The organism is Streptococcus sp. Marseille-P6264, from assembly GCF_902460355.1.
In the GTDB taxonomy this organism is placed as follows: Bacteria; Bacillota; Bacilli; order Lactobacillales; family Streptococcaceae; genus Streptococcus.
In genome coordinates this window covers 474,513-497,952 of sequence record NZ_CABPTO010000001.1, presented here as the reverse complement: position 1 = coordinate 497,952, position 23,440 = coordinate 474,513, and the positions used below count along the sequence as shown (strand labels likewise).

The window sequence follows — 23,440 nt, the reverse complement described above, 5'->3', positions numbered from 1 at the left end:
TTTATTCTCCGTAGCTAAATTGGTCGTTTTTGATATAGTGCATAAAGGTCTGGTTCTTCTCGCTGAACAGTCCCGTATCTGCCAGCATTTCCTTAGGGAAGTAAAAGCGATTATCGCCCTGTCTGGTCCCTGCGAGTGAATGGACGATAGGAGACAGGCTAGACAGTTCTGCTAAGCTACCATCTTTTTGCAGGATTTCAATCTGGGTCCGAGGTTTTTCAACGTCAGGCCGGTAGAAATCATAAGGCAAATCAAAATTACGATGAATAGCAGTATAGTAATCAGGGTCAAAACCAACCTGTCCAACTAGGTCTCGCATGATATCCAAATGTGCTTCATTTTCCTGAGAGAAGACGATAGACTTGAAGACCTTGCGGTTGATAAAACGCTGAGCTAAGTCAGATAAAATCTTGTCTGGACTAGTCATCCAAACTTGGAAATAGGTATTCATGACACCATCATCCAAGGCCAGATAATCCTGCAGGGTCACTCTGTTTTCAAAGAATGGAATGAGATTGGGCGATGATAGGGCAAAATAATCCTTCTGAGCCGGATAGAGAAACTTAGCCCGCTTGAGCAGATTTTGCAGTAAGACTTCCATAGCTCTGCTAGCTGGGTGGAAATAGACCTGCATGTACATCTGGTAGCGGCTGACCACATAGTCCTCCACCGCGTGCATACCATTGCGCTTGAAGGCGATTCCCTTTTCTACAGGACAAATCACTCGTAAAATTCTAGTCAAGTCAAATTGCCCATAAGAAGCGCCAGTAAAGAAGGAATCTCGTAAGAGATAGTCCATCCGATCCACATCAATCTGGCTGGAAATCAGCTGGACCACCTGTTTATTAGGATAGGTATGATTGATGACGCTGGCTACTTTTTCTGGAAAATCTGGCGAAACCTGCACCAGTGCTTGATGAATCTCTGTCTCAGGACTGGTGATGATTTGCCGTGTGATGTCCTCATGATTGGTATCAAAGAGGCGCTCAAAAGTATGTGAATAAGCGCCATGCCCCAAATCATGTAGAAGAGCGGCCGTCATAGTCAGTAGGCTTTCGTGGCTGTCCCAGACCTCGCTGTATTTTTCATTGAAAATCTTGGTGATGCGTCGAGCAATCTCATAGGCTCCCAGACAATGCGAAAAACGGCTGTGCTCCCCGCCGTGAAAAGTATAGCCAGAAGTGCCCAACTGTTTGATGCGGCGCAGCCGTTGAAATTCTTTGGTATTGATTAAATCATAAATGACCTGATGATCCACATGCACATAATTGTGGACGGGATCTCGAAATACTTTTTCAACCATAGTCCTATTATATCATAAATGCTCAGTGGGCGAAATTCAAAGCCTGAAGTAGAAAGGAAGAATTCTCAAGAAATTTTTGGTAAAATAGAAGAAAGAAACAAGGAATGTGAGAAAATCATGAAAATTAGAATGAGAAATCAAATCAAATTAGATGAGCAAATGGAGTTGATTGACCAAGTCTACGATGTAGAATGGACACAAAAAGGAAGCAATCACTATTTGATTTATCAGAGCGAGGAGCAGGAAAAGGTGGTTCTGAAGTTTAATGCGGACAAGCTGACCATGACTCGCTTTTCTGATCCGAAAACCATTCTTCATTTTATCAAGAATGGTCAGCATTTAGTATCTATCCCGACTCCGCTGGGTGCTCAACAGTTTGTGACGGATACTCAGCACTATCACTTAGATACAGAAAATCAAGCTTTGGAACTTCATTACGATTTGAAAAGGGCCGACGATGATCAGCTTTTTGCTTCCTATCAGATGAAAATCGAATGGCAAGAATAAAAAATTGAAAAAATACAGCTCTGCCTTGAAAAATACAAAAATTTTGGTATAATAAATACACTCAAGGGAGTAGCTAACGGTTTTACCGTTACAAGGTCGTCAATACGAAAGAAATTTCCGGCCTTGTATGAAATAGCGAGACTTGTTAATAAACAGGTCTCTTTTTTGTTTATTTTGAAAGAGGCCCATCAAAAGGAGGAGACATTTTGTCAAAAGAACAAAAACGCCAAGCTTTTTATACGCAAAGTCCTGAGGAAGTTTTGCAAGCAATGGAAGCTTCCGAACAAGGGTTGACCAGCAGCCAAGCCCAGCAACGTTTGGCGGACTACGGTCGCAATGAATTGGAAGAAGGAGAGAAAAAGACTCTCTTGATGAAATTCATTGAGCAGTTCAAGGATTTGATGATTATCATCTTGTTGGTGGCGGCTGTCTTGTCTGTCGTGACATCAGGTGGTGAGGATATTGCAGATGCTATCATTATCCTAGCTGTGGTCATCATCAATGCCATCTTTGGTGTCTATCAGGAAGGCAAGGCTGAAGAAGCCATTGCGGCTCTCAAATCTATGTCCAGCCCGGCTGCGCGTGTCCTGCGTGATGGTCATGTCACAGAAGTGGATTCTAAGGACTTGGTACCTGGTGATATCGTTAGACTGGAAGCCGGTGACGTTGTCCCAGCAGATATGCGACTTTTGGAAGCTAATTCACTGAAAATCGAAGAAGCGGCTCTGACAGGTGAGTCTGTTCCGGTTGAGAAAGATTTGACTGTTGAAGTGGCAGCAGATGCTGGTATTGGCGACCGGGTCAATATGGCCTTCCAAAACTCCAATGTGACTTATGGACGAGGAGTAGGGGTTGTTGTCAATACAGGGATGTACACTGAAGTCGGTCATATCGCAGGTATGTTGCAAGATGCAGATGAGACTGATACGCCACTTAAGCAAAATCTCAATAACTTGTCTAAGGTTCTGACCTATGCGATCTTAGTGATTGCTGCGGTGACCTTTGTAGTTGGTGTTTTCATTCAAGGAAAAGATCCGCTTGGTGAACTGATGACTTCGGTTGCTCTTGCAGTTGCAGCTATTCCAGAAGGTCTGCCTGCTATCGTTACTATCGTGCTGGCTTTGGGAACTCAGGTTTTGGCTAAGCGTAATTCGATTGTCCGTAAATTGCCAGCAGTAGAAACACTTGGTTCAACTGAAATTATCGCTTCAGATAAGACCGGTACCCTGACCATGAATAAGATGACGGTCGAAAAAGTCTTTTACGACGGGGCCCTGAATGAAGCTGGACAAGATATTGAACTTGGCTTGGAACTGCCGCTCTTACGTTCGGTTGTCCTAGCCAATGATACCAAGATTGACCAAGAAGGAAAACTGATTGGTGACCCAACGGAAACAGCCTTTATCCAGTATGCTTTGGACAAGGGCTATGATGTTAAAGGATTTTTAGAGAAATATCCTCGTGTGGCTGAGTTACCATTTGACTCTAACCGTAAACTCATGTCTACCGTTCACCCATTGCCAGATGGGAAATTTTTGGTGGCTGTCAAGGGTGCTCCTGACCAACTCTTGAAACGTTGTGTTTCCCGTGATAAGGCTGGGGATATTGCAGCGATTGATGACGCTACTTCACAGCTGATTAAGTCTAACAACTCAGAAATGGCTCACCAAGCTCTGCGCGTGCTAGCTGGCGCCTACAAGATTATTGATGCAGTTCCGGCTGACTTAACTTCTGAAAATCTAGAAAATGATTTAATCTTTACTGGTTTAATCGGTATGATTGACCCAGAACGTGCAGAAGCGGCAGAAGCTGTTCGCGTTGCTAAGGAAGCTGGTATTCGTCCAATCATGATTACTGGTGACCACCAAGATACAGCTGAAGCGATTGCTAAGCGCTTGGGAATCATTGAAGCAGGAGATACGGAAGACCATGTTCTGACAGGTGCGGAGCTCAACGAACTTTCAGACGAAGAATTTGAAAAAGTTGTTGCCCAATACTCTGTCTATGCGCGGGTTTCTCCTGAGCACAAGGTACGGATTGTCAAAGCTTGGCAAAACCAAGGTAAGGTCGTTGCCATGACAGGTGATGGTGTCAATGACGCACCAGCTTTGAAGACAGCCGATATCGGTATCGGTATGGGAATCACTGGTACAGAGGTTTCTAAGGGGGCTTCTGACATGATTCTGGCGGATGATAACTTTGCGACCATCATCGTAGCCGTAGAAGAAGGACGTAAGGTCTTCTCGAACATTCAAAAGACTATTCAATACCTTCTTTCTGCCAATACTGCTGAAGTATTAACTATCTTCCTAGCTACCTTGTTTGGCTGGGATGTCTTGCAACCTGTTCATCTGCTTTGGATCAACTTGGTAACGGATACTTTCCCAGCTATCGCCTTGGGAGTTGAACCTGCCGAGCCAGGTGTCATGACTCATAAGCCTCGTGGCCGTAAGTCTAGCTTCTTCTCAGGTGGTGTCATGAGCTCCATCATCTATCAAGGATTGCTGCAAGGTGCTCTGGTGTTGGCAGTTTATGGCTATGCTATTGCCAATCCTGTACATATTGGTGATGTAAAAGCGATCCATGCGGACGCTCTGACAATGGCCTTTGCGACTCTTGGCCTTATTCAGCTCTTCCATGCTTACAATGTGAAATCCGTTTACCAATCTATCTTTACAGTTGGACCGTTTAAGTCTAAGACCTTTAACTGGTCTATTCTGGTTTCTTTCATTCTATTGGTTTCAACCATTGTGATTGATCCGTTGGAAAAGATTTTCCATGTGACCAAGTTAGATGTGACACAATGGGCTGTTGTCCTGATCGGCAGTTTCTCTATGATTATCATTGTTGAAATTGTTAAGTTCATCCAACGTAAATTGGGTATGGACAAAAATGCTATTTAGCAACAAAAAGTCATCTATGGATGGCTTTTTTGCGTACAAGGGGGTATAATCAGATTCAAAGAAAGCAACTCGAAAGGACGATGAAAGTATGTATCAAAACTTACGAAAGAAGTTGGAAGAAGCTTCTCCTTTGTATTATGAGGAAGAAATCTTATGGTTGCTGGATCATATTGGTCATCCAGAAGCGGCAATTCGTGATGAGTTAGTCTTTTCGTCCTTTGCAAGGGGACTTCAGGGTGATCTGTTTTTAGTTGAACAGTTTCATTTCTTGGCTCAAGAAGCAGTCAAAAGACAAGGTCTTTTTTACAAGAGTGATAAAAATGGTCAAGCTACCTTAACACGTTCCTTCACGGCTTTACTTTATGCTAATCTCTTAAACTGTGATGGAAATCCAAACTCTTCGTATTGTCAGGCTTTATCAGTGCAAGAAAGAAATTATTTACTAGATAAGGGGCTAACCTACTTGTCAGTAGAAAGAGACACAAGGGGTTACTCTAGGAAATACGGTTGGGTTCATGCCTTCGCTCATGGAGCAGACTTATTGACAGAAGTGGCCTGTCATCCGGACTTTCCCTCCAGTAGGATGCCAGAGGTTTTAGAGGTCATTCATCAAGTTTTTAAAAGAGTTTTAGTCCGTTTCGGAAATGATGAGGATTGGCGCTTAGCCCAGGTGCTCTATCAAGCTGTCTTAAAGAAAAAACTGTCGCAGCATGAATTTAGATTGTGGCTTCAATCACAGAGTTTTCCATTAGAAAGCAAGCAAGACTTCATTGCTTTTTCCAATTTTCGCTCCTGCTTATTAGAAGTCTATGTCCAGTTGGACAGCAAAAAGCAGCTCTCAGATGAGCTGAGAGCTGCAATTCAACATTTCCATTACTGAACTTCAATCACTGTTAAAGCATCTCGCAGTTCAGCTGCCAGGTGTTTTTTCTTATAGTCTCGAAATTCGACTAAATCTTTGACAGCATTATAACGCTTGTGCAGGCGGTACATCTGGGGAATCTTATACTGAGGAAAGTCATTAAAAAAGTTCCGAGTCAGTTCCCATTCACGGATGTAGCCTAGAGGACGCATATGGTAACGGACACCTTTGATAACACGGCTTTGGTGGCGGTGATGGAGATGACCGAAAACAACCTCTTTCACCCTGTATTTGACAAAGAGCCGATGAAAAGCTTGGCTTCCTAGGAAGGCATTGAAGCGCTGGAAATAGGGATGGTCATAAAGGAAGTCTTGATGGGGGACAAAATGCAGAGCAACAATAATGGGACCATCTAAAGTCATCAGCAGTTTTTCTAACTCTTGCAGCGTCTGAGCTGTAATACTGGGATCGTCTAGTTGACGCTCCAATCTGCGGTCAAACCAGAAATTGTTCTTAGTTCTCGGATGCTCTTCTTTACTTTTTTCTGGAACAAAGCTGTAGTCGTACCAGCCAGAAAAGCTGATGAGCTTGGTCTGGCCGAACTGCTGCACCTGAAAATCATAGTTTGAAATTTCTTGCTCAGAAAGTCCCAGCATATCGTGGTTTCCCAGATTAAAAGAAAGGGGAATCTCTTGCTTCAAAGTTTCAATAAAAGGCAAACTAATCTTGGTCAGGTCGTTGGACAAATCCCCTGCAATGTGTAGGTGGTCAATCCCTTCCTCTTTTAAAAGATGGCGAAGAGTTCGCTGCTCAAAATCTCCAAACTGATTGGAGTCCAGATGGAGGTCGCTCATAAATCCGATTCTTGTCATGATTTTAGTCTAGCATATTTTGAAAAACTTGAAAATATTTAAGCGTCTTATGGAGGGTATCCCTTCTATTTGAATCCCAAATAGATTATTAGAACCTTGTGATCCAGGATAATTCTTCCAACCCCATGTCATTATATTACTTTTTTAACAATTCCGTAACAAGCAGCTCCCATTCTTGCCTATCTACTAAAAATTGTATAAAATGAAGGAGCTTCATTATCCGATTAGGCAAATGTCTGAAAATGTGTTATAATAAAACGATATATGAAAAGAGGTATTTATGGACATTTCAGAAATTCGTCAAAAGATTGACGCAAATCGTGAAAAATTAGCTTCTTTCAGGGGGTCTCTTTGACTTAGAAGGTCTGGAAGAAGAAATTGCCATCTTAGAAAATAAGATGACAGAACCTGACTTTTGGGATGACAACATTGCAGCCCAAAAGACATCTCAGGAGCTCAATGAACTCAAGCAAACCTATGAGAATTTCCATCAGATGACCGAGCTTTTTGATGAATCGGAAATCTTGCTTGATTTTCTGGCTGAGGACGACTCAGTTCAGGAAGAGCTGGAAGAAAAGTTGACCGAGCTTGAGAAAATGATGACCAGCTATGAGATGACTCTTTTGCTGTCAGAGCCTTATGATAATAACAACGCCATTCTCGAAATTCACCCAGGATCTGGTGGTACAGAGGCTCAGGATTGGGGCGATATGCTGCTGCGGATGTACACGCGCTTTGGCAATGCCAAGGGCTTCAAAGTAGAAGTCTTGGATTATCAGGCTGGTGATGAGGCAGGTATTAAGTCAGTGACTCTTTCCTTTGAAGGGCCACATGCTTACGGTCTACTCAAGTCAGAAATGGGTGTTCACCGCTTGGTTCGGATTTCGCCATTTGACTCGGCGAAACGTCGTCATACTTCCTTTACCTCAGTAGAGGTTATGCCAGAGTTGGACGATACTATTGAAGTAGAAGTCCGTGATGATGACATTAAGATGGACACTTTCCGTTCAGGTGGAGCCGGCGGACAGAACGTCAATAAAGTTTCTACTGGTGTGCGATTGACCCATATTCCTACAGGAATTGTCGTACAGTCTACCGTTGACCGGACCCAGTATGGCAACCGTGACCGAGCTATGAAAATGTTGCAGGCTAAGCTCTATCAGTTGGAACAAGAGAAAAAAGCAGCAGAAGTCGATTCGCTTAAGGGAGATAAGAAAGAAATCTCTTGGGGCAGTCAGATTCGTTCTTATGTCTTTACTCCTTATACAATGGTCAAAGATCATCGAACTAGCTATGAAGTAGCTCAGGTGGATAAGGTCATGGACGGAGACTTAGATGGCTTTATTGATGCCTATTTAAAATGGAGACTCAACTAAAAACAGAGTGAAATCGCTAGATAAAAACTCTGATGAAAGGAATTGTACTAATTCATGTCAATGATTGAAATGAAAGACGTTGTTAAAAAATATGACAACGGGACAACTGCTCTACGCGGTATATCTATACATATCGAACCAGGTGAATTTGCCTATATTGTAGGTCCATCAGGAGCAGGTAAATCAACCTTTATTAGACTCCTCTATCGTGAAATTAAAATCGATAAAGGGAGCCTTGCTGTAGCAGGTTTTAACTTGGGAAAAATCAAGAAACGGGATATTCCAATGCTGCGCCGTAGAGTTGGTGTGGTTTTCCAAGACTATAAACTACTTCCTAAAAAGACTGTTTATGAGAATATTGCCTACGCTATGGAAGTTATCGGTGAGCGTCGTAGAAATATCAAGAAACGCGTCATGGAAGTTTTGGATCTGGTTGGCCTTAAGCACAAGGTTCGTTCCTTCCCGAATGAGTTGTCAGGGGGAGAACAGCAGCGGATTGCGATTGCGCGTGCCATTGTCAACAATCCTCAGGTCTTGATTGCTGACGAGCCGACTGGTAACTTGGACCCAGATAATTCATGGGAAATCATGAATTTGCTGGAGCGCATTAACCTGCAAGGAACTACAGTCCTGATGGCGACTCACAATAGTCAGATTGTAAATACCCTACGTCACCGCGTCATTGCTATCGAAAATGGTCGTGTGGTGCGTGATGAGGCGGAAGGAGAATACGGATACGATGATTAGAAGGTTTTTCCGTCATTTAATTGAATCGCTTAAGAGCCTTAAGCGGAATGGTTGGATGACAGTCGCAGCTGTGAGTTCAGTTACGATTACTCTCAGTTTAGTTGCTATCTTTGCCTCTGTTATTTTAAATACTGCAAAGCTAGCGTCTGATATTTCAAACAACGTTCGTATTGTTGTCTATATGCGTAAAGACATCGCTGACAACAGCAAAACAATCGTTAAAGAAGGTCAGACAGTTAAAAATAATGATTACCATAAGATTTATGATGCCCTAACTTCAATGGATCATGTCTCAAAGGTTACTTACTCAAGTAAAGAAGAGCAGTACGAAAAGCTGACAGAGACAATGGGAAGTGAATGGAAGGTCTTTGAGGGGGATTCAAATCCACTTTATGACGCTTACATTGTCGATACGACAGAGCATAAATATGTAGATTCCGTTGCGGCAGAAGCCAAGAAGCTGGAAGGCGTTTCGGAAGTGCAGGATGGTGGAGCTAATACGCAAAAACTCTTTGCCTTATCTGATTTTATCCGAGTATGGGGACTAGTAGGGGCAGGCTTGCTCATCTTTATTGCAGTCTTCCTGATTTCCAATACCATTCGGATTACTATTATTTCACGGAGTCGTGAGATTCAGATTATGCGCTTAGTGGGTGCAAAAAATAGCTATATCCGCGGTCCATTCCTCTTTGAAGGCGCTTGGATCGGTTTGCTAGGTTCAGTTTTACCAGTAGCTTTAGTTTATTTTGGTTATAATATGGCCTATCAAACCATGAATAAAAATCTCGTTGCGCAAAATCTTTCCATGATTGAGCCAAACTTGTTTGTCCCTGCTATGATTGGGGCTGTGTCAGTCTTGGGAATCTTGATCGGTTCACTTGGTTCATCCATCTCCATGAGACGCTTCTTGAAGATTTAATAAAAAAACAGCCGTGTAGGCTGTTCGGATTGAAAACAAACATCATTTGGTGTTTGTTTTTTTATTGCATTAAAAATATAAATTATTGTTATCGCTTTGTTTTCGGTAGGCCGAGGCTGATTATAATGAGGGTAAAAAAGAATGCAGACAAGAGGCCTTTTGTGGTACTGTTTAGAAAAGGCTTGTCAAAAACATAAAAATTATAAGCAGAAAAACCTAATCCAAGGAGAGTTAGTATAGCTGAAATAGCCAGCAGAATTAACCAAATTTTTCTTTTATCCATGATGAAGACCATCCTTTATTTTCTATGAACTAAGTATATCATAATAAGCAAAAAGTGACATGACATGGAAGTCAGATTGTAGAGCCTATTTCCTGACTTTTCATTCTAATTTCATCTGCAGATGTAGAAATAGTCATTTACTAGATAAAAAAATGAGGCAGTCTTGTTATCTGCCTCACTATTAGTTTATTAGAAAAATGGATTGAAATTCTTTTCGTGGCCAATCGTTGTGTCATTTCCATGGCCGGGATAGACACGATAGTCTTTGGGCAAGACAAATAATTCTTCGCGGATGCCAGCAAGGAGCTGGTCCATATTACCAGTCGGTAGATCTGTTCTGCCGATGGTTTCACGGAAGAGAGCATCACCAGTCAGAACGACCTGATCTTCTGGGAAAATAATGGAAACTCCTCCGATAGAATGACCAGGTGTCTGCACAGCATAGAAATGAAAGTCGTCCAGTTGGTAGTCTTGGTGATAGGTGAAATAATGTTCGGCAGGTCTGAGAATGACATCTTCCAAATCTGCATGGCGGTCAAGACCAGATAGATTATCAGTAGGAGTATAGAGCCAGCTTGCTTCGCTCTCCGCTACATAGACGGGCGGATTGGCAAAGTTATCTCGGACCTTATCCAGACTCATGATATGATCGTAATGCGTATGAGTCAGTAAAATAGCTGTGATGGGCTTAGCAATTTCTTCTAGCTTGCGTTGGATTTTTCGCCAGTCGCTGCCGGGGTCAACTACGATGACATGATGGTCATTTTCAAGGATATAAGTGTTTTCAAAAGCGATGAGATTGACAATTTTGTGAACTTTCATTGGGCTTCCTCTGCGTATGTTTTCTCAATAAAGAGTGTAACAAAAAAGCAGAAATTTTGCACAAAATTTATTTTGGGGCTCAGCTTATTTTCAGATGTCTCAGGCTGGCATTTGTGATATAATCATAGCAGTATGACACAATCGAACTATAAATATGCTGTTATCGACTTGGAGGCTACAAGTGCGAACAGCAATGCAAAAATTATTCAAATCGGCATTGTCATCATTGAAAACGGGGTGATTTGCCAAACTTATGAAACAGATGTGAATCCGCATGAGGACTTGGATGAGCATATTAAACAGCTGACAGGATTGGATGATCAGCGCTTGCGCCAAGCTCCTGATTTCTCGCAGGTTGCCCGTGAGGTTTACGAGCTGATTGAGAATGCGATTTTTGTTGCCCATAATGTCAAGTTTGATGCCAATCTATTGGCAGAAGCTCTCTTTTGGGAAGGCTTTGACCTGCTGACTCCAAGAGTAGATACGGTAGAACTAGCTCAGGTTTTTTATCCGACTTTTGATAAATATGCCTTAGGAAATCTGTGCAATCTTCTGGAGATTCCTCTGGAAAATGCTCACACCGCTTTGGCAGATGCTCAGGCAACAGCTCAGCTATTTCTAAAAATCCAGAAAAAGATGGCAGGACTGCCAAAAGCCTTGCTAGAGAAAGTGCTGGAATTTGCCGATAGTCTCATCTATGAGTCGCGGCTAGCTATCGAAGAGATTTTTCAGTTTATGCCAGACTATTCTGGTCAGGATTTGCAGGAGACGCATGGTACCTATTTGAAAAAGCCGAAAATCTTGCCGCCTGAAAAGAAACTTTCGCAGGACTTTCTGACCAACCTTTATCTGCTGGGGCTGGACGAGCGTCCTGACCAGCTGACATTTGCGCAGTATGTGACTGAGGCGCTTAGTCAGACGGCACCTAGTTTTTTGGAGGCCCAGACAGGACTTGGCAAGACCTTTGGCTATTTATTGCCTATTTTGGCTCATGGTCAGGATAGAGTCTTGGTGACCGTTCCAACGAAGATTTTACAGGACCAGCTGATGCAAAAGGAAGGCCGACTCTTAGAGGAAGTATTTCATATCTCCTTCCATAATCTCAAAAGTCCCGAAAATTATCTAAAATTAGATCATTTTTATCAAAGTCTATCGGTTTTGGATGATAATCGACTTGTTAATCGTTGCAAAATGCAGCTTTTGATCTGGCTGACAGAGACGGAGACGGGTGATTTAAATGAAATCGGCCAGGCTTATCGTTTCGAGTCTTACTTTAGCCAGATACGCCATGATGGGAAATTAAGCAAGCATTCGCTCTTTTATGAAGAGGATTTTTGGCGACTGGGACAGGTCAAGGCAGCTAGCAGTCGTGTCGTGATTACCAATCATGCTTACCTTCTGACGCGCCTAGAAGATGACCAGTCTTTGCTGGACAATCGGATGCTGGTGGTGGACGAGGCTCAAAAAATGTTTTTTGCCTTGGAAAGTTTTTCGCAGGCCAGTATCAATTTGACCAAGCAATTGCAAACTATCAGCCAAGCTTTGCAGACAGAAAAACGGATTTTACAAGAACGCATCCTGCAAAGCATCCAATTTGAATTAGCGTATGCTGCCGAAAAGCAGCGGGGTAAGACCAGTGAATTGGATTCCAAGAAGATAGCCAAGCTACGTCAGGATGTGTCTGAGCTGGATGAGAGCTTGCTGCCAGAGCTCAGGGAATTGTTTTCAACCAAGTACCAGTACTACTGGCTAACGGAAGAACAATTTGCAGATCATCGGGTGACAAGGCTTCATGCTGGGCGCTCAGAACTCATGAGATGTAAGGATTACCTACCTGATACCGTTAAGGTGATCTTGGTCTCCTCTACTTTGGAGATTAGTTCCAAGGTGAATTTGCCTCAATTACTAGGCTTTGAGGATTATCATTTTTATAAACTTCCTCAGCAAAAGAAGCCCCTGCAGAAACTTTTCTTAGATCTAGATTTTCCAGATGTGGTGGATTTATCAACTCAGGAATACGCTGAGAGGATTGTTGCAAGCTTAGAGAGCTTGGTTCCACTGAATCTGCCGATGGTGGTTCTCTTTACTTCCAAGGATTTATTGCTAGCCACTTCAGACCAGCTGACCTTGCCGCATTTGGCCCAGTATAAGAATGGCGAGCCAGCCAATATCAAGCGTCGTTTTGATAAGGGAGAGGCGCCCATCTTGCTAGGAGCAGGCAGTTTCTGGGAAGGAGCGGATTTTGCTCAGCAAGACCAAATCATTCAGCTCATCACGCGGATTCCTTTTGATAATCCCAAAGATTTCTTTGTGCAAAAAATCAATCATCATCTTAAGGCAGAAGGCAAAAATCCTTTTTACGATTATCAGTTGCCGTCAGCTATTTTACGGTTGAAGCAGGCTATGGGGCGAACCCGTCGCAATGAACACCAGAAGTCGGCGGTTATTCTTCTAGACAAGCGTATTTCAACCAAGCGCTACGGTCGGCAAATCCAGCAAAATCTAAACCAGCTGGCATCTCTAGAAATGCTTTCGGAACAGGATATTTTAAAGGAATTAAAAGAATTTTTCGACTAAAACTGCTTAAAACAGTCGATTTATCTGGCTGTTTTTCTAAATGATTGCAAATTTTCTCGGCTACTGATGCCAAAAATCTGCTATAATGAAAAGAATAGGAAGAAGGTTATGACGTGAAAAAAAATCTACTAGGAATTGCTCTATCGTTTGCGATAGCAGCTGTTTCCATTTGTTTAGGAAATTGGTTTCCGCTGATTGGATCCAGTGTGTTTGCCATCATTTTAGGAATTTTGCTCAATAATTTATGGAAACTTCCAGATGCCTTTCAGCCGGGCTTGACCTATGCAGGAAAGAAACTGCTTCAATGTTCTATTATTTTTTTAGGTTTTTCCATGTCAATTGCCAAGGTCTCTGCAACGGGTTTGTCTTCTTTGAAGATTAGTATTTTGACTATTTTGATCGCTTTTCTTGCGGCTTATGCAGCTGGGAAATTCTTCAAGATGAGACGAATTTTAACCATTTTGATTGGCTTTGGGACGGCAATCTGTGGTGGTTCAGCTATTGCAGCAGCCTCGCCCATTTTAGAAGCAGAAGAAGAGGATATTGCTCTTTCCATTTCAACCATCTTCTTTTTCAATATTTTAGCTGTTTTTATCTTTCCTTTTCTGGGACATCTCATGCAAATGTCTGATGCCTATTTTGGGACTTGGGCAGGGACGGCCATCAATGATACTTCGTCAGTCGTTGCGGCGGGTTATACTTACAGTCAAGCAGCGGGAGATTTGGCAACCATTGTCAAACTAAGCCGAGCCTTGATGATTGTACCCGCCTGTCTCATCTTTGCAGGTTATCGATATGTTCGAGATAAGCGGTCAGCTCAAAAAGTAGACTTGAAGAAGATTTTTCCATGGTTTATTTTGTGGTTTGTTCTGGCTTCTGTAGTGAGCAGTTTGGGAATTTTTCCATCAAATCTAGTTCCTTACACGAAACTTTTATCCCAATGGCTGATGGCTATGGCCTTAGCCGGGATTGGAGCCAAAGTTTCATTCAAACAGTTCAAGGAAGCTGGAGCTGGGCCTTTATTAACCGGAGCTTTTGCTTGGTTCTGCGTCGCAGTTTCTAGCTTGATTATCCAATATTTTTTGTAAGAAAGGAAAATTATGCCTTCACAGCGAAGAACATTTGAGTCTCGGATTGATTACAGCTTGCTTTTACCTGTCTTGCTCTTACTATCAATCGGAGTTACGGCTATTTATATAGCGGTTAGCCATGATTATCCAAATAATGTCTTGCAGATTGTTGGTCAGCAAGTAGTTTGGATTTTATTAGGCTTTCTGATTAGCTTTATCGTTATGTTTTTTAACACTAAGTTTCTTTGGAAGATGACGCCTTTTCTGTATGTTTTAGGCTTAGGACTTATGGTTCTTCCGCTTGTATTTTATAGTGAGAGCTTAGTGGCTTCTACAGGGGCGAAAAACTGGGTATCTATTCGAGGTGTTACTCTCTTTCAGCCATCTGAATTTATGAAAATCTCTTATATTTTAATGCTGTCGCGAGTCGTAGTAAAATTTCTGCAGCAAAATAAGAACTATGAGCGAACCATTGCTTTAGATCTCTTTTTGATTGTAAAATTAGCATTATATACCTTGCCGGTTTTGTTACTTTTGGCCTTGCAGAGTGATTTAGGAACAGCCCTAGTATTTGCTGCAATTTACTGCGGCATTGTCCTCTTATCTGGTGTTTCGTGGAAGATTATTCTACCGGTTTTCTTGACAGTATCCCTTCTTTTTACTGTCTTTATGTTGATCTTTATTTCAAATGGTGGCCGTGCTTTTCTACATGGTTTAGGGATGCCGACGTACCAGATCAATCGGATCTCAGCCTGGCTCCATCCATTTGAATATGCTCAGACAGTAACTTATCAGCAGGCACAAGGACAGATTGCTATTGGAAGTGGTGGTTTGCTAGGTCAAGGATTCAATGTCTCAAATCTTCTAGTACCTGTCCGTGAAAGTGATATGATTTTCACCGTGATTGCGGAGGATTTTGGTTTTCTTGGTTCGAGTTTGGTGATTGTTATTTATCTGTTCTTGATTCATCGTATGCTTCAGATTACTATTAAGTCCAACAATCAGTTCTACACCTATATCTCGACCGGCCTCATTATGATGTTGCTCTTTCATATTTTTGAAAATATTGGTGCTGTGACAGGGATTTTGCCTTTAACCGGGATTCCGCTTCCTTTCATTTCTCAAGGAGGCTCCTCCATCGTCAGCAATCTCATCGGAATCGGTCTCCTACTGTCTGTCTCTTATCAAAATAGCTTAGAAGAGGAGAAGCATGCGGTGACTCCGCCTGTTCGTAAAAAAATTGTACTTAGAAAAATAAAATAAGAAGTGGGTACCTCGTATCCTAGGAAGGTATTTTGTATGAAAAAAGTAGCTCTTATGTTAGCTAATGGTTTTGAAGAAATTGAAGCCCTCACCGTTGTCGATGTCTTGCGTCGTGCAGGCTTTATCTGTGATATGATTGGTTTTGAGGAGTCTGTGACAGGCTCTCACCAGATTACTGTCAAAGCCGATCAAGTCTGGAATGGCAATCTATCTGCTTATGATATGGTCGTTCTTCCAGGCGGTATGCCAGGATCAACAAATCTGCGTGATGACGACCGCTTGATGGAAGTTTTGCAGGAATTTCAAGTAGAAGGTAAATTTGTTGCAGCAATCTGTGCCGCTCCGATTGCCCTTGACCGCGCAGGTCTGCTGAATGGCAAGAATTTCACTTGCTACGATGGGGTGGAAGCCAACATTGAGAATGGTAGCTATCAGAAGCAGACCGTTGTCGTAGATGGAAAACTGATCACCAGCCGTGGTCCATCTACAGCTCTGCCTTTTGCCTATGAGTTGGTTCACCAGCTAGGCGGAGATGCGGATCAATTGGCCAGTTCTATGCTTTTTAAAGATGTTTTTGAGAACTAAAAGATTCACCCGATTTTCGGGTGGATTTTTTCTGTCTAAGTTGGATGAAAAATCTATGAAAATATGCTATTTCATCATAAATAAAAGCCCCTTTTTTTCAAAAAATATGGTATAATAAAGGGTATGAATTATCAAGATTACATCTGGGATTTAGGTGGGACTCTCTTGGATAATTATGAGACTTCAACCGCAGCTTTTGTCCATACCTTGCAGGACTTTGGTCTGACTGCGAGTCATGATGAAGTGTATAAGGCTCTCAAGGTTTCGACAGAATATGCAGTCCGCCAGTTTGCCCCTAGAAACAAGGAGTTTTTAAAGGCTTATAAGGCGAACGAGGCCAAGGAATTAGAGCATCCGATTTTATTTGACGGTGCATCAGAATTATTGGCGCAAATTATCCAGCAAGGTGGCAGAAACTTTTTGATTTCTCACCGAGATGAACAGGTGTTAGAGATTTTGCAGAAGACGCAGATTGGTCTATATTTTACAGAAGTAGTGACGGCTACTAATGGTTTTAAACGTAAGCCAGATCCTGAGTCTATGCTGTATTTAAAAGACAAGTACCAGATTGAGTCTGGGCTGGTTATCGGAGATCGGCCGATTGATATCGAAGCTGGTCAGGTGGCAGGCTTTAGCTGCTATCTTTTCGATAATATGAAAAATCTTGAAGAATTTGTAGATATTGAACTAGAAAAGGAATAACATGACAGAAGAAAAGCAACAAGACATACAAGCGCAAGAATATGACGCCAGTCAGATTCAAGTCTTGGAGGGCTTAGAAGCCGTTCGGATGCGCCCTGGTATGTATATCGGTTCGACCTCTAAGGAAGGTCTGCACCATTTAGTGTGGGAAATTGTTGACAATTCGATTGATGAAGCCTTGGCTGGCTTTGCCACTCACATTCAAGTCTTTATTGAAAAAGATAATTCGATTACAGTTGTTGACGATGGTCGAGGCATTCCCGTTGACATTCAGGAGAAAACAGGTCGCCCGGCTGTGGAAACCGTCTTTACCGTGCTCCATGCTGGAGGAAAATTCGGCGGTGGCGGCTACAAGGTTTCAGGAGGTCTGCATGGTGTAGGTTCTTCCGTTGTAAATGCCCTGTCCACTCAGCTGGATGTCCGCGTTTATAAAAACGGCCAGATTCATTACCAAGAATACCGTCGTGGTCATGTAGTCGCTGATCTAGAAGTCATCGGTGAGACAGATCGTACAGGTACGACAGTTCACTTTACACCGGATCCGGAGATTTTCACTGAAACAGTAGAATTTGACTTTGAAAAGCTAAACAAACGGGTGCAGGAATTGGCCTTTCTCAATCGTGGTCTCAGAATTTCCATCACAGATAAGCGAGATGGAATGGAGCAGGTCAAGGATTACCACTATGAGGGTGGGATTGCCAGCTATGTTCAATACATCAATGAAAACAAGGATGTTATCTTTGATACGCCGATTTATACTGACGGCGAAATGGACGACATTACGGTTGAAGTCGCTATGCAGTACACGACTGGCTACCATGAAACAGTCATGAGCTTTGCCAATAACATCCATACCCACGAGGGTGGAACGCATGAGCAAGGTTTCCGGACCGCCTTGACACGGGTCATCAATGACTATGCCAAGAAAAATAAGCTTCTCAAAGAAAATGAGGACAATCTGACCGGGGAAGATGTGCGTGAGGGACTGACAGCGGTCATCTCTGTCAAGCACCCTAACCCTCAGTTTGAAGGTCAGACCAAGACCAAGCTGGGCAATAGCGAAGTAGTCAAGATTACCAACCGTCTCTTCAGTGAAGCCTTCTCAGATTTCCTTTTGGAAAATCCTGCGGTAGCTCGAAAAATCGTTGAAAAGGGAATTTTGGCTTCTAAGGCTAGAATTGCTGCTAAGCGAGCTCGGGAAGTAACCCGCAAGAAGTCTGGTTTGGAAATCTCTAATCTGCCAGGGAAATTGGCTGACTGTTCGTCCAACAACCCACAGGAAACAGAACTCTTCATCGTGGAGGGAGACTCAGCGGGTGGTTCAGCTAAGTCAGGTCGTAATCGTGAATTTCAGGCTATTCTACCAATTCGAGGTAAAATTCTCAACGTTGAAAAAGCCAGCATGGATAAGATTCTGGCTAATGAAGAAATCCGCAGTCTCTTCACTGCTATGGGAACGGGCTTTGGAGCTGACTTTGATGTCAGCAAGGCTCGCTATCATAAATTAGTCATCATGACCGATGCGGACGTGGACGGAGCTCACATTCGAACTTTGCTCCTGACTTTGATTTACCGCTACATGAAGCCGGTTCTGGAAGCAGGCTATGTCTATATCGCCCAACCACCAATCTATGGTGTCAAGGTCGGAAGTGAGATTAAAGAATACATCCAGCCAGGTGCAAATCAAGAAGAAGAACTGCAAGCTGCTCTCGAGCGCTATAGTGAAGGTCGCTCTAAGCCGACGATTCAGCGCTACAAAGGTTTGGGAGAAATGGATGACCATCAGTTGTGGGAAACGACCATGAATCCAGAACACCGTCTAATGGCGCGAGTTTCTGTCGATGACGCAGCAGAAGCTGATAAGATTTTTGATATGCTGATGGGAGATCGTGTAGAGCCTCGTCGTGACTTTATCGAAAAAAATGCAGTATATAGCACACTTGATGTCTAAAAAGTTAGAAAAAACAACCATTACAAATGAATTTGTGATATAATCAATATGTTTGCTTTTTAGTAAAAGAATGAAGGAGTTTTATATGTCTAATGGACTGATTATTCTCATTATTGTAGTAGCAGCACTATTAATTTTAGGCTATTTTACTGCTATCTATATGAGAAAACGAAATGAAGCGAAGCTTCGAAGTTTGGAGGAGAAAAAAGAGGAACTTTACAATCTTCCCGTGAATGATGAAGTGGAAGAAGTTAAAAATTTACATTTGATTGGGCAAAGTCAAGTGACTTTCCGTGAGTGGAATCAAAAATGGGTAGACCTCTCTTTAAATTCATTTGCTGATATTGAGAACAATCTCTTTGAGGCAGAGGGCTACAATAATTCTTTCCGTTTCCTCAAGGCTAAGCATGCGATCGAAAATATTGAAAGTCAAATTGATTTAATCAGTGAGGATATTCATGCAATTCGTCAAGCTTTAGAAGATCTGAAAAAACAAGAATCTAAAAATAGTGGACGGGTTTTACATGCCCTAGATCTATTTGAAAATTTGCAGCATACTGTGGCTAGCAATCCTGACGCTTATGGACGAGCTCTTGCAGAAATTCAGAAGCAAATGGAAAATATTGAGTCTGATTTCTCTCAATTTGTAACTCTCAATTCTTCAGGGGATCCTGTGGAAGCGGCAGAAATCTTAGACAAAACAGAAGATCGTATCTTGGCACTAACACAGATCGTCGAAAAAGTTCCAGCAATTGTAGAAAACTTGACTGAGAAATTACCAGATCAATTAGAAGATTTGGAGTCTGGCTACCGCAAATTATTGGAAACCAATTATCATTTTATTGAGACTGACTTAGAGGCGCGTTTCCAACAACTTCGTGCTAGTTTGAAACGAAATGAAGAAAATCTTGCGGCGTTGGAGTTGGATAATGCCTTGTATGAGAATGAACAAATTCAAGAGGAAATCGATGCTCTGTATGCCATCTTTACTCGAGAAATTGAGGCTCATAAAGTCGTTGAGAAGTTGGTGAACTACCTTCCTGACTATTTAGAACACACTAAAGAGAATAACCAACAGCTTCAAAGCGAAATGGAACGTTTATCGCATTCCTTCTTGCTACCAGAACCTGAAATAAATCATATCAAGGATTTGAAATCGGAATTATCTGCTCAAGAAGCAGTAGTTCACTCTTCACTTGAAGATACAGCTGAAATGAAGAAACCTTTCTCATTGGTTAGAGAAGAGTTGGAAGCTATTCAAGACCGATTGAAAGAAATCGAAGATGAACAGATTGAACTTGGTGAGCAGCTAGAAAAGATCGAAAAAGACGATGTCAATGCCCGTCAAAAAGTTACGATTTACGCCAATAAATTGCATACGATTAAGCGATTTATGGAAAAACGTAATTTACCGGGCATTCCAGAGTCCTTCTTAACAATTTTCTTTGGAGCAAGCGACTATATTGAGGAGCTGGCTAGAGAGTTGGAGGCAACTCGTGTGAATATCGAATCTGTTAACCGCTGGTTAGAGATTCTGGCAAATACAATGAATGAATTGGAAGAAGAGACATATCGAATCGTTCGAAATTCTACCTTAACAGAGCAGTTGCTACAATACTCTAACCGTTATCGTTCATTTGATGACAATGTGCAGGCAGCCTTCAATGAATCCCTTCATGCTTTTGAAGTTGAATTTGATTACGCAAAATCTTTGGAAATTATTTCAAAAGCCTTGGATGTTGTTGAGCCTGGGGTTTCAGCTCGTTTCATCAACTCATATGAAAAAACACGCGAAAATATTCGCTTCTAAGAAAGTTCCTTCGGGAACTTTTTTCTTTGCAATCTAGCTTGTCTTGTCACTGAAAATCCTGTATAATACAACAAATCATAGAAAACATGAGGTGAGTAGATGGGTCAGGTCAAAGGTCTATTGGTTATGGATGTAGATAGCACTCTTATTATGGAAGAGGGGATTGATTTACTGGGCGAGGAAGCAGGAGTTGGGCAGCAAGTAGCTGATATTACCGAGCGAGCCATGCGCGGGGAATTGGATTTCGAAGCAGCTTTGCGAGAGAGAGTTTCACTTTTGGCGGGGCTTCCAGAAACTATTTTTTCTCAGATAGCTGACAAGATTCATTTCACGCCTGGTGCTAAAAAATTAGTAGATGAGCTGCATGCGCGTGGTTACAAGATTGGCTTGGTTTCAGGTGGTTTTCATGAAACGGTGGATAGACTGGCTGAGCAGCTAGGAATTGACTATGTAAAGGCCAATCGCTTGGAAAGTAAAAATGGTTCCCTGACAGGTCATCTTTTGGGCGATATTGTTAGTAAAGATACTAAAGTTCAGATGCTGAAAGCATGGGCTCAAGAGAATAATTTGGAATTAAATCAAACCATTGCTATGGGGGATGGCGCCAATGATTTACCTATGATTCAAACGGCAGGCATTGGAATTGCTTTTAACGCCAAGCCAATTGTAAGAGAGCAAGCACCCTATCAAATCAATGTTTATGACCTCTATCAGCTAATTTACATTTTAGATGCTAAGGAAAAATAGGAGGCACTATGCATATCTTGTTAGCACCGGATTCTTTTAAGGAAAGTTTGTCTGCCGTTCAGGTAGCAGAAGCCTTGAAAGAAGGTTTTTTCCAAGCCTTTCCAGAGGCGACTTTTGATTTGCTGCCTATTGGAGATGGCGGCGAGGGGACTGTGGCTGCCTTGATTTCTGCTATGAAGTTAAAAGAGTTTCGTCACTGGGTAACTGGACCTTTTGGCCAGCCAGTCGAAATGAAATATGCTAGACAAGACCAGCTAGCCCTTTTTGAGATGGCAGATTTAGTGGGACTGGCTTTAATTCCTAAGGAAAAACGCAATCCTTTAGGCTTAGAAACCAGAGGTCTGGGGGAGCTGATTCTTCATTTGGCTGAAAATGGAGTCAGGAAGATTCTGGTCGGTGTTGGAGGCTCGGCAACGAATGATGGTGGAATCGGTATGGCAGCAGGTCTGGGCTATGAATTTTTTGATGAAAACAATCATCGACTGCGACCTATCGGTTCCTCTTTAGGGAGAGTTGCTCGAATTTCTGCGGAACGTGTTCCAACTTGCTTGGATGATATTGACATCGAAATTTTGACAGATGTTTCCAGTCCTTTATGTGGGCAGCAGGGAGCGACTCAGGTCTTTGGACGACAGAAAGGCCTGTCTGAATGGCTTCTTTCATCTGTCGATCAGGAAATGAGGAACTTCTATGAGCTGGTCAATCCGCAGATTTTCACCCAAGCTGGTGCTGGTGCAGGAGGAGGCATGGCAGCAGGGCTAGTCACATTTGCTAAGGGGAAAGTCGTGTCAGGAATTGATACCTGCCTGGATTTGCTGGATTTTGACCGCAGGGTTAAAGAAGCGGACTTGGTTGTTGTTGGTGAGGGCCGCATGGATAAGCAGTCCTTGGCCGGAAAGGCTCCGGTTGGGGTAGCAAGGAGGACGCCAAAAGAGATTCCCGTTCTTGCGATCTGTGGCAGTTTAGCAGCTGATTTGCCTCCATTTCCTAGGGAGAATATCCATGCAGCTTTTCCCATTATCTCGCAAGTGGCAGATTTGGACGTAACCTTAGCTCAAGCGAGGGAAAATCTGGTTCGTACAGCTCGCAATATTGGTAATCTATTAGCCATCAAAAAGAGGCTGGGACAAAAGTCCTAGCCTCTCAATTGTCTTTGGATTTTCGAGCAAGACGCAGTGGTTGAGTGGGCTCTATTACGCTGATTCCATCAGCTTTTACAGCCCTACTCAACTGTGCGGAGGTGGGACGACGAAATCGAATTCTAACGAATTACCTATTTCTGTCCCACTCTCTTTTTCAGTAAATATTCGATTTCTTTGATGATTAAGCCATTTGCAAATTCAAATAGATCGCAGGAAAGGTCTCCGTGGTCATTGACCAAAATGGTTAGAAGCCGACTTTGCTCGGCATTGGTGTGATAGTATTGGCAACTAAACTGTGCGGAACTGTCCTGATAAGCTTCCTTTATCCTGTGGAGGTAGCCTTCTTTTCCCTGAATGATTTCTGGAGATTCTCCATGCAATTCCCAGACGACATGCTCGTCTAAAAAAGTTTGATAAATGTCCCAATCACACTGGTTTTCCGCCTCGAAAAAGGCAAATAATTTCTCTAAATTTGTCATTTATGAAACATTTTTTTCCAAAGGGAGGTTTTCTTGAGGGTAGATGGTTTATCTTCTGCTGGATGGAGGACGTCAGCAAATTGCTTGCTCAAGTCCTTTTCTTCAACGGTCACAGGGCGATCACTATGGATAACCAAACCGAAAGGAGAGGATTGGCAAAAAGCGGAGACAATGGTGGCCTCACAGCCTAAGTCTTTGGCTGTTTTTAGGTAGAAAACTTGTTGGCTGGATATGACTTCAGGCGATATTTTGACTGTGACGGGCTGATAGTTTTCAGTGATCTTCTCAACTATTTCTTTAAAATGCTGTTTTAGAAGCGAGGAATTTGCAACTGAAATAGAGCAGTAAGCAATCACCCGCTCTTCAAAAGTTTCCAGAAATTTACGCTGTTCATCAGGATTGAGCTTAGCATTCCCCTGAGATTTTTCCATGATAATGTTATTTAGATCTGTCATATTTCTAGTATATCATAAATAAAGGATTTCTGATTTTCAAACCATTAAGAAAAAGATAGGATGTA

21 protein-coding genes are annotated in these 23,440 nt (G+C 42.4%); 15 read left to right on the top strand and 6 right to left on the bottom strand.

Annotated features, from left to right (window positions below):
• Position 1: 1 nt before the first annotated feature.
• Positions 2-1,303, bottom strand: coding sequence for an HD domain-containing protein (locus FZ941_RS02550; protein WP_148886728.1), 1,302 nt, complete (start codon positions 1,301-1,303; stop codon positions 2-4).
• Between the two features lie 117 nt (positions 1,304-1,420).
• Between FZ941_RS02550 and FZ941_RS02545 the strand changes: the two genes are divergently transcribed.
• From FZ941_RS02545 to FZ941_RS02535, 3 genes are all read left to right on the top strand, one after another.
• A complete protein-coding gene (locus FZ941_RS02545; protein ID WP_187418369.1) occupies positions 1,421-1,810 on the top strand; it encodes a DUF1934 domain-containing protein in 390 nt (129 codons plus the stop codon).
• 206 nt (positions 1,811-2,016) lie between these two features.
• Positions 2,017-4,713 carry a cation-translocating P-type ATPase gene (locus tag FZ941_RS02540; RefSeq protein WP_148886726.1) on the top strand — a complete coding sequence of 899 codons (2,697 nt, stop codon included), beginning with the start codon at positions 2,017-2,019 and terminating at the stop codon, positions 4,711-4,713.
• Positions 4,714-4,801: 88 nt separating this feature from the next.
• Positions 4,802-5,593 carry a DUF2785 domain-containing protein gene (locus tag FZ941_RS02535; RefSeq protein ID WP_148886725.1) on the top strand — a complete coding sequence of 264 codons (792 nt, stop codon included), beginning with the start codon at positions 4,802-4,804 and terminating at the stop codon, positions 5,591-5,593.
• On the opposite strand, the gene FZ941_RS02530 is transcribed toward FZ941_RS02535, so the two are convergent.
• The gene (locus FZ941_RS02530; protein WP_148886724.1) at positions 5,587-6,447 is read right to left on the bottom strand and encodes a metallophosphoesterase; all 861 of its coding nucleotides are present in this window, start codon (positions 6,445-6,447) and stop codon (positions 5,587-5,589) included. The two genes, FZ941_RS02535 and FZ941_RS02530, sit on opposite strands and share 7 nt — an antisense overlap.
• Before the next feature lie 280 nt (positions 6,448-6,727).
• Here FZ941_RS02530 and prfB point away from each other — a divergent pair.
• The 3 genes from prfB (at position 6,728) to ftsX (ending at position 9,489) form a co-directional block, all read left to right on the top strand.
• Positions 6,728-7,823 (top strand): peptide chain release factor 2 gene (prfB, locus tag FZ941_RS02525; protein ID WP_111705360.1). Its coding sequence is split into 2 segments (ribosomal slippage): positions 6,728-6,799 and positions 6,801-7,823, totalling 1,095 coding nucleotides; the frame shifts between segments, so codons are not numbered across the junction.
• 54 nt (positions 7,824-7,877) lie between these two features.
• Positions 7,878-8,570 (top strand): cell division ATP-binding protein FtsE, encoded by a 693-nt coding sequence (gene ftsE / locus FZ941_RS02520; RefSeq protein WP_148886723.1) that lies wholly within the window; start codon positions 7,878-7,880, stop codon positions 8,568-8,570.
• Positions 8,563-9,489, top strand: a complete 927-nt coding sequence (gene ftsX / locus FZ941_RS02515; protein ID WP_148886722.1) for a permease-like cell division protein FtsX — start codon at positions 8,563-8,565, stop codon at positions 9,487-9,489. Before ftsE ends, ftsX begins: the two co-directional genes overlap by 8 nt.
• A gap of 88 nt (positions 9,490-9,577) precedes the next feature.
• Here the strand turns inward: ftsX and FZ941_RS02510 are convergent, their stop codons facing one another.
• Together FZ941_RS02510 and FZ941_RS02505 are read right to left on the bottom strand one after the other, a co-directional pair.
• Positions 9,578-9,772 carry a hypothetical protein gene (locus FZ941_RS02510; RefSeq protein ID WP_148886721.1) on the bottom strand — a complete coding sequence of 65 codons (195 nt, stop codon included), beginning with the start codon at positions 9,770-9,772 and terminating at the stop codon, positions 9,578-9,580.
• A gap of 189 nt (positions 9,773-9,961) precedes the next feature.
• Positions 9,962-10,594: an MBL fold metallo-hydrolase gene (locus FZ941_RS02505; RefSeq protein WP_148886720.1), complete on the bottom strand. Its 633-nt coding sequence runs from the start codon at positions 10,592-10,594 to the stop codon at positions 9,962-9,964.
• 132 nt (positions 10,595-10,726) lie between these two features.
• On the opposite strand from FZ941_RS02505, the gene FZ941_RS02500 reads away from it, so the two are divergent.
• The 9 genes from FZ941_RS02500 to FZ941_RS02460 all read left to right on the top strand — a co-directional run bounded on the left by FZ941_RS02500 (position 10,727) and on the right by FZ941_RS02460 (position 22,438).
• Positions 10,727-13,171 carry a bifunctional DnaQ family exonuclease/ATP-dependent helicase gene (locus FZ941_RS02500; protein ID WP_148886719.1) on the top strand — a complete coding sequence of 815 codons (2,445 nt, stop codon included), beginning with the start codon at positions 10,727-10,729 and terminating at the stop codon, positions 13,169-13,171.
• 113 nt (positions 13,172-13,284) lie between these two features.
• Positions 13,285-14,259: a YeiH family protein gene (locus FZ941_RS02495; protein WP_148886718.1), complete on the top strand. Its 975-nt coding sequence runs from the start codon at positions 13,285-13,287 to the stop codon at positions 14,257-14,259.
• Between the two features lie 12 nt (positions 14,260-14,271).
• The gene (locus FZ941_RS02490; protein ID WP_148886717.1) at positions 14,272-15,504 is read left to right on the top strand and encodes an FtsW/RodA/SpoVE family cell cycle protein; all 1,233 of its coding nucleotides are present in this window, start codon (positions 14,272-14,274) and stop codon (positions 15,502-15,504) included.
• Between the two features lie 36 nt (positions 15,505-15,540).
• Positions 15,541-16,089 carry a DJ-1 family glyoxalase III gene (locus FZ941_RS02485; protein ID WP_148886716.1) on the top strand — a complete coding sequence of 183 codons (549 nt, stop codon included), beginning with the start codon at positions 15,541-15,543 and terminating at the stop codon, positions 16,087-16,089.
• A gap of 123 nt (positions 16,090-16,212) precedes the next feature.
• Positions 16,213-16,791, top strand: coding sequence for an HAD-IA family hydrolase (locus FZ941_RS02480; RefSeq protein WP_187418368.1), 579 nt, complete (start codon positions 16,213-16,215; stop codon positions 16,789-16,791).
• A 1-nt stretch (position 16,792) separates the two neighbouring features.
• Positions 16,793-18,742 (top strand): DNA topoisomerase (ATP-hydrolyzing) subunit B, encoded by a 1,950-nt coding sequence (gene gyrB, locus FZ941_RS02475; protein ID WP_148886714.1) that lies wholly within the window; start codon positions 16,793-16,795, stop codon positions 18,740-18,742.
• Between the two features lie 85 nt (positions 18,743-18,827).
• A complete protein-coding gene (gene ezrA / locus FZ941_RS02470) occupies positions 18,828-20,552 on the top strand; it encodes a septation ring formation regulator EzrA (RefSeq protein ID WP_148886713.1) in 1,725 nt (574 codons plus the stop codon).
• Between the two features lie 99 nt (positions 20,553-20,651).
• Positions 20,652-21,299, top strand: a complete 648-nt coding sequence (serB, locus tag FZ941_RS02465) for a phosphoserine phosphatase SerB (RefSeq protein ID WP_148886712.1) — start codon at positions 20,652-20,654, stop codon at positions 21,297-21,299.
• Positions 21,300-21,307: 8 nt separating this feature from the next.
• Positions 21,308-22,438 (top strand): glycerate kinase, encoded by a 1,131-nt coding sequence (locus FZ941_RS02460; RefSeq protein ID WP_148886711.1) that lies wholly within the window; start codon positions 21,308-21,310, stop codon positions 22,436-22,438.
• A gap of 134 nt (positions 22,439-22,572) precedes the next feature.
• Here the strand turns inward: FZ941_RS02460 and FZ941_RS02450 are convergent, their stop codons facing one another.
• On the bottom strand, positions 22,573-22,920 hold the full coding sequence (locus FZ941_RS02450) for a nuclear transport factor 2 family protein (RefSeq protein ID WP_148886710.1): 348 nt from the start codon (positions 22,918-22,920) through the stop codon (positions 22,573-22,575).
• A complete protein-coding gene (locus FZ941_RS02445; RefSeq protein WP_148886709.1) occupies positions 22,917-23,375 on the bottom strand; it encodes a DUF1694 domain-containing protein in 459 nt (152 codons plus the stop codon). The genes FZ941_RS02450 and FZ941_RS02445 overlap by 4 nt, the downstream gene beginning before the upstream one ends.
• Between the last annotated feature and the right edge of the window lie 65 nt (positions 23,376-23,440).

Excerpts from the sequence above, each read along its gene's own strand:
- FZ941_RS02460 (WP_148886711.1), top strand. The coding sequence starts at position 21,308 with ATGCATATCTTGTTAGCACCGGATTCTTTTAAGGAAAGTTTGTCTGCC.
- FZ941_RS02535 (WP_148886725.1), top strand. The coding sequence starts at position 4,802 with ATGTATCAAAACTTACGAAAGAAGTTGGAAGAAGCTTCTCCTTTGTAT.
- FZ941_RS02545 (WP_187418369.1), top strand. The coding sequence starts at position 1,421 with ATGAAAATTAGAATGAGAAATCAAATCAAATTAGATGAGCAAATGGAG.
- FZ941_RS02485 (WP_148886716.1), top strand. The coding sequence starts at position 15,541 with ATGAAAAAAGTAGCTCTTATGTTAGCTAATGGTTTTGAAGAAATTGAA.
- ftsX (WP_148886722.1), top strand. The coding sequence starts at position 8,563 with ATGATTAGAAGGTTTTTCCGTCATTTAATTGAATCGCTTAAGAGCCTT.
- FZ941_RS02480 (WP_187418368.1), top strand. The coding sequence starts at position 16,213 with ATGAATTATCAAGATTACATCTGGGATTTAGGTGGGACTCTCTTGGAT.
- FZ941_RS02445 (WP_148886709.1), bottom strand. The coding sequence starts at position 23,375 with ATGACAGATCTAAATAACATTATCATGGAAAAATCTCAGGGGAATGCT.
- ezrA (WP_148886713.1), top strand. The coding sequence starts at position 18,828 with ATGTCTAATGGACTGATTATTCTCATTATTGTAGTAGCAGCACTATTA.
- gyrB (WP_148886714.1), top strand. The coding sequence starts at position 16,793 with ATGACAGAAGAAAAGCAACAAGACATACAAGCGCAAGAATATGACGCC.
- FZ941_RS02505 (WP_148886720.1), bottom strand. The coding sequence starts at position 10,594 with ATGAAAGTTCACAAAATTGTCAATCTCATCGCTTTTGAAAACACTTAT.
- FZ941_RS02490 (WP_148886717.1), top strand. The coding sequence starts at position 14,272 with ATGCCTTCACAGCGAAGAACATTTGAGTCTCGGATTGATTACAGCTTG.
- FZ941_RS02450 (WP_148886710.1), bottom strand. The coding sequence starts at position 22,920 with ATGACAAATTTAGAGAAATTATTTGCCTTTTTCGAGGCGGAAAACCAG.
- FZ941_RS02530 (WP_148886724.1), bottom strand. The coding sequence starts at position 6,447 with ATGACAAGAATCGGATTTATGAGCGACCTCCATCTGGACTCCAATCAG.
- FZ941_RS02550 (WP_148886728.1), bottom strand. The coding sequence starts at position 1,303 with ATGGTTGAAAAAGTATTTCGAGATCCCGTCCACAATTATGTGCATGTG.
- ftsE (WP_148886723.1), top strand. The coding sequence starts at position 7,878 with ATGTCAATGATTGAAATGAAAGACGTTGTTAAAAAATATGACAACGGG.
- FZ941_RS02500 (WP_148886719.1), top strand. The coding sequence starts at position 10,727 with ATGACACAATCGAACTATAAATATGCTGTTATCGACTTGGAGGCTACA.
- FZ941_RS02510 (WP_148886721.1), bottom strand. The coding sequence starts at position 9,772 with ATGGATAAAAGAAAAATTTGGTTAATTCTGCTGGCTATTTCAGCTATA.
- serB (WP_148886712.1), top strand. The coding sequence starts at position 20,652 with ATGGGTCAGGTCAAAGGTCTATTGGTTATGGATGTAGATAGCACTCTT.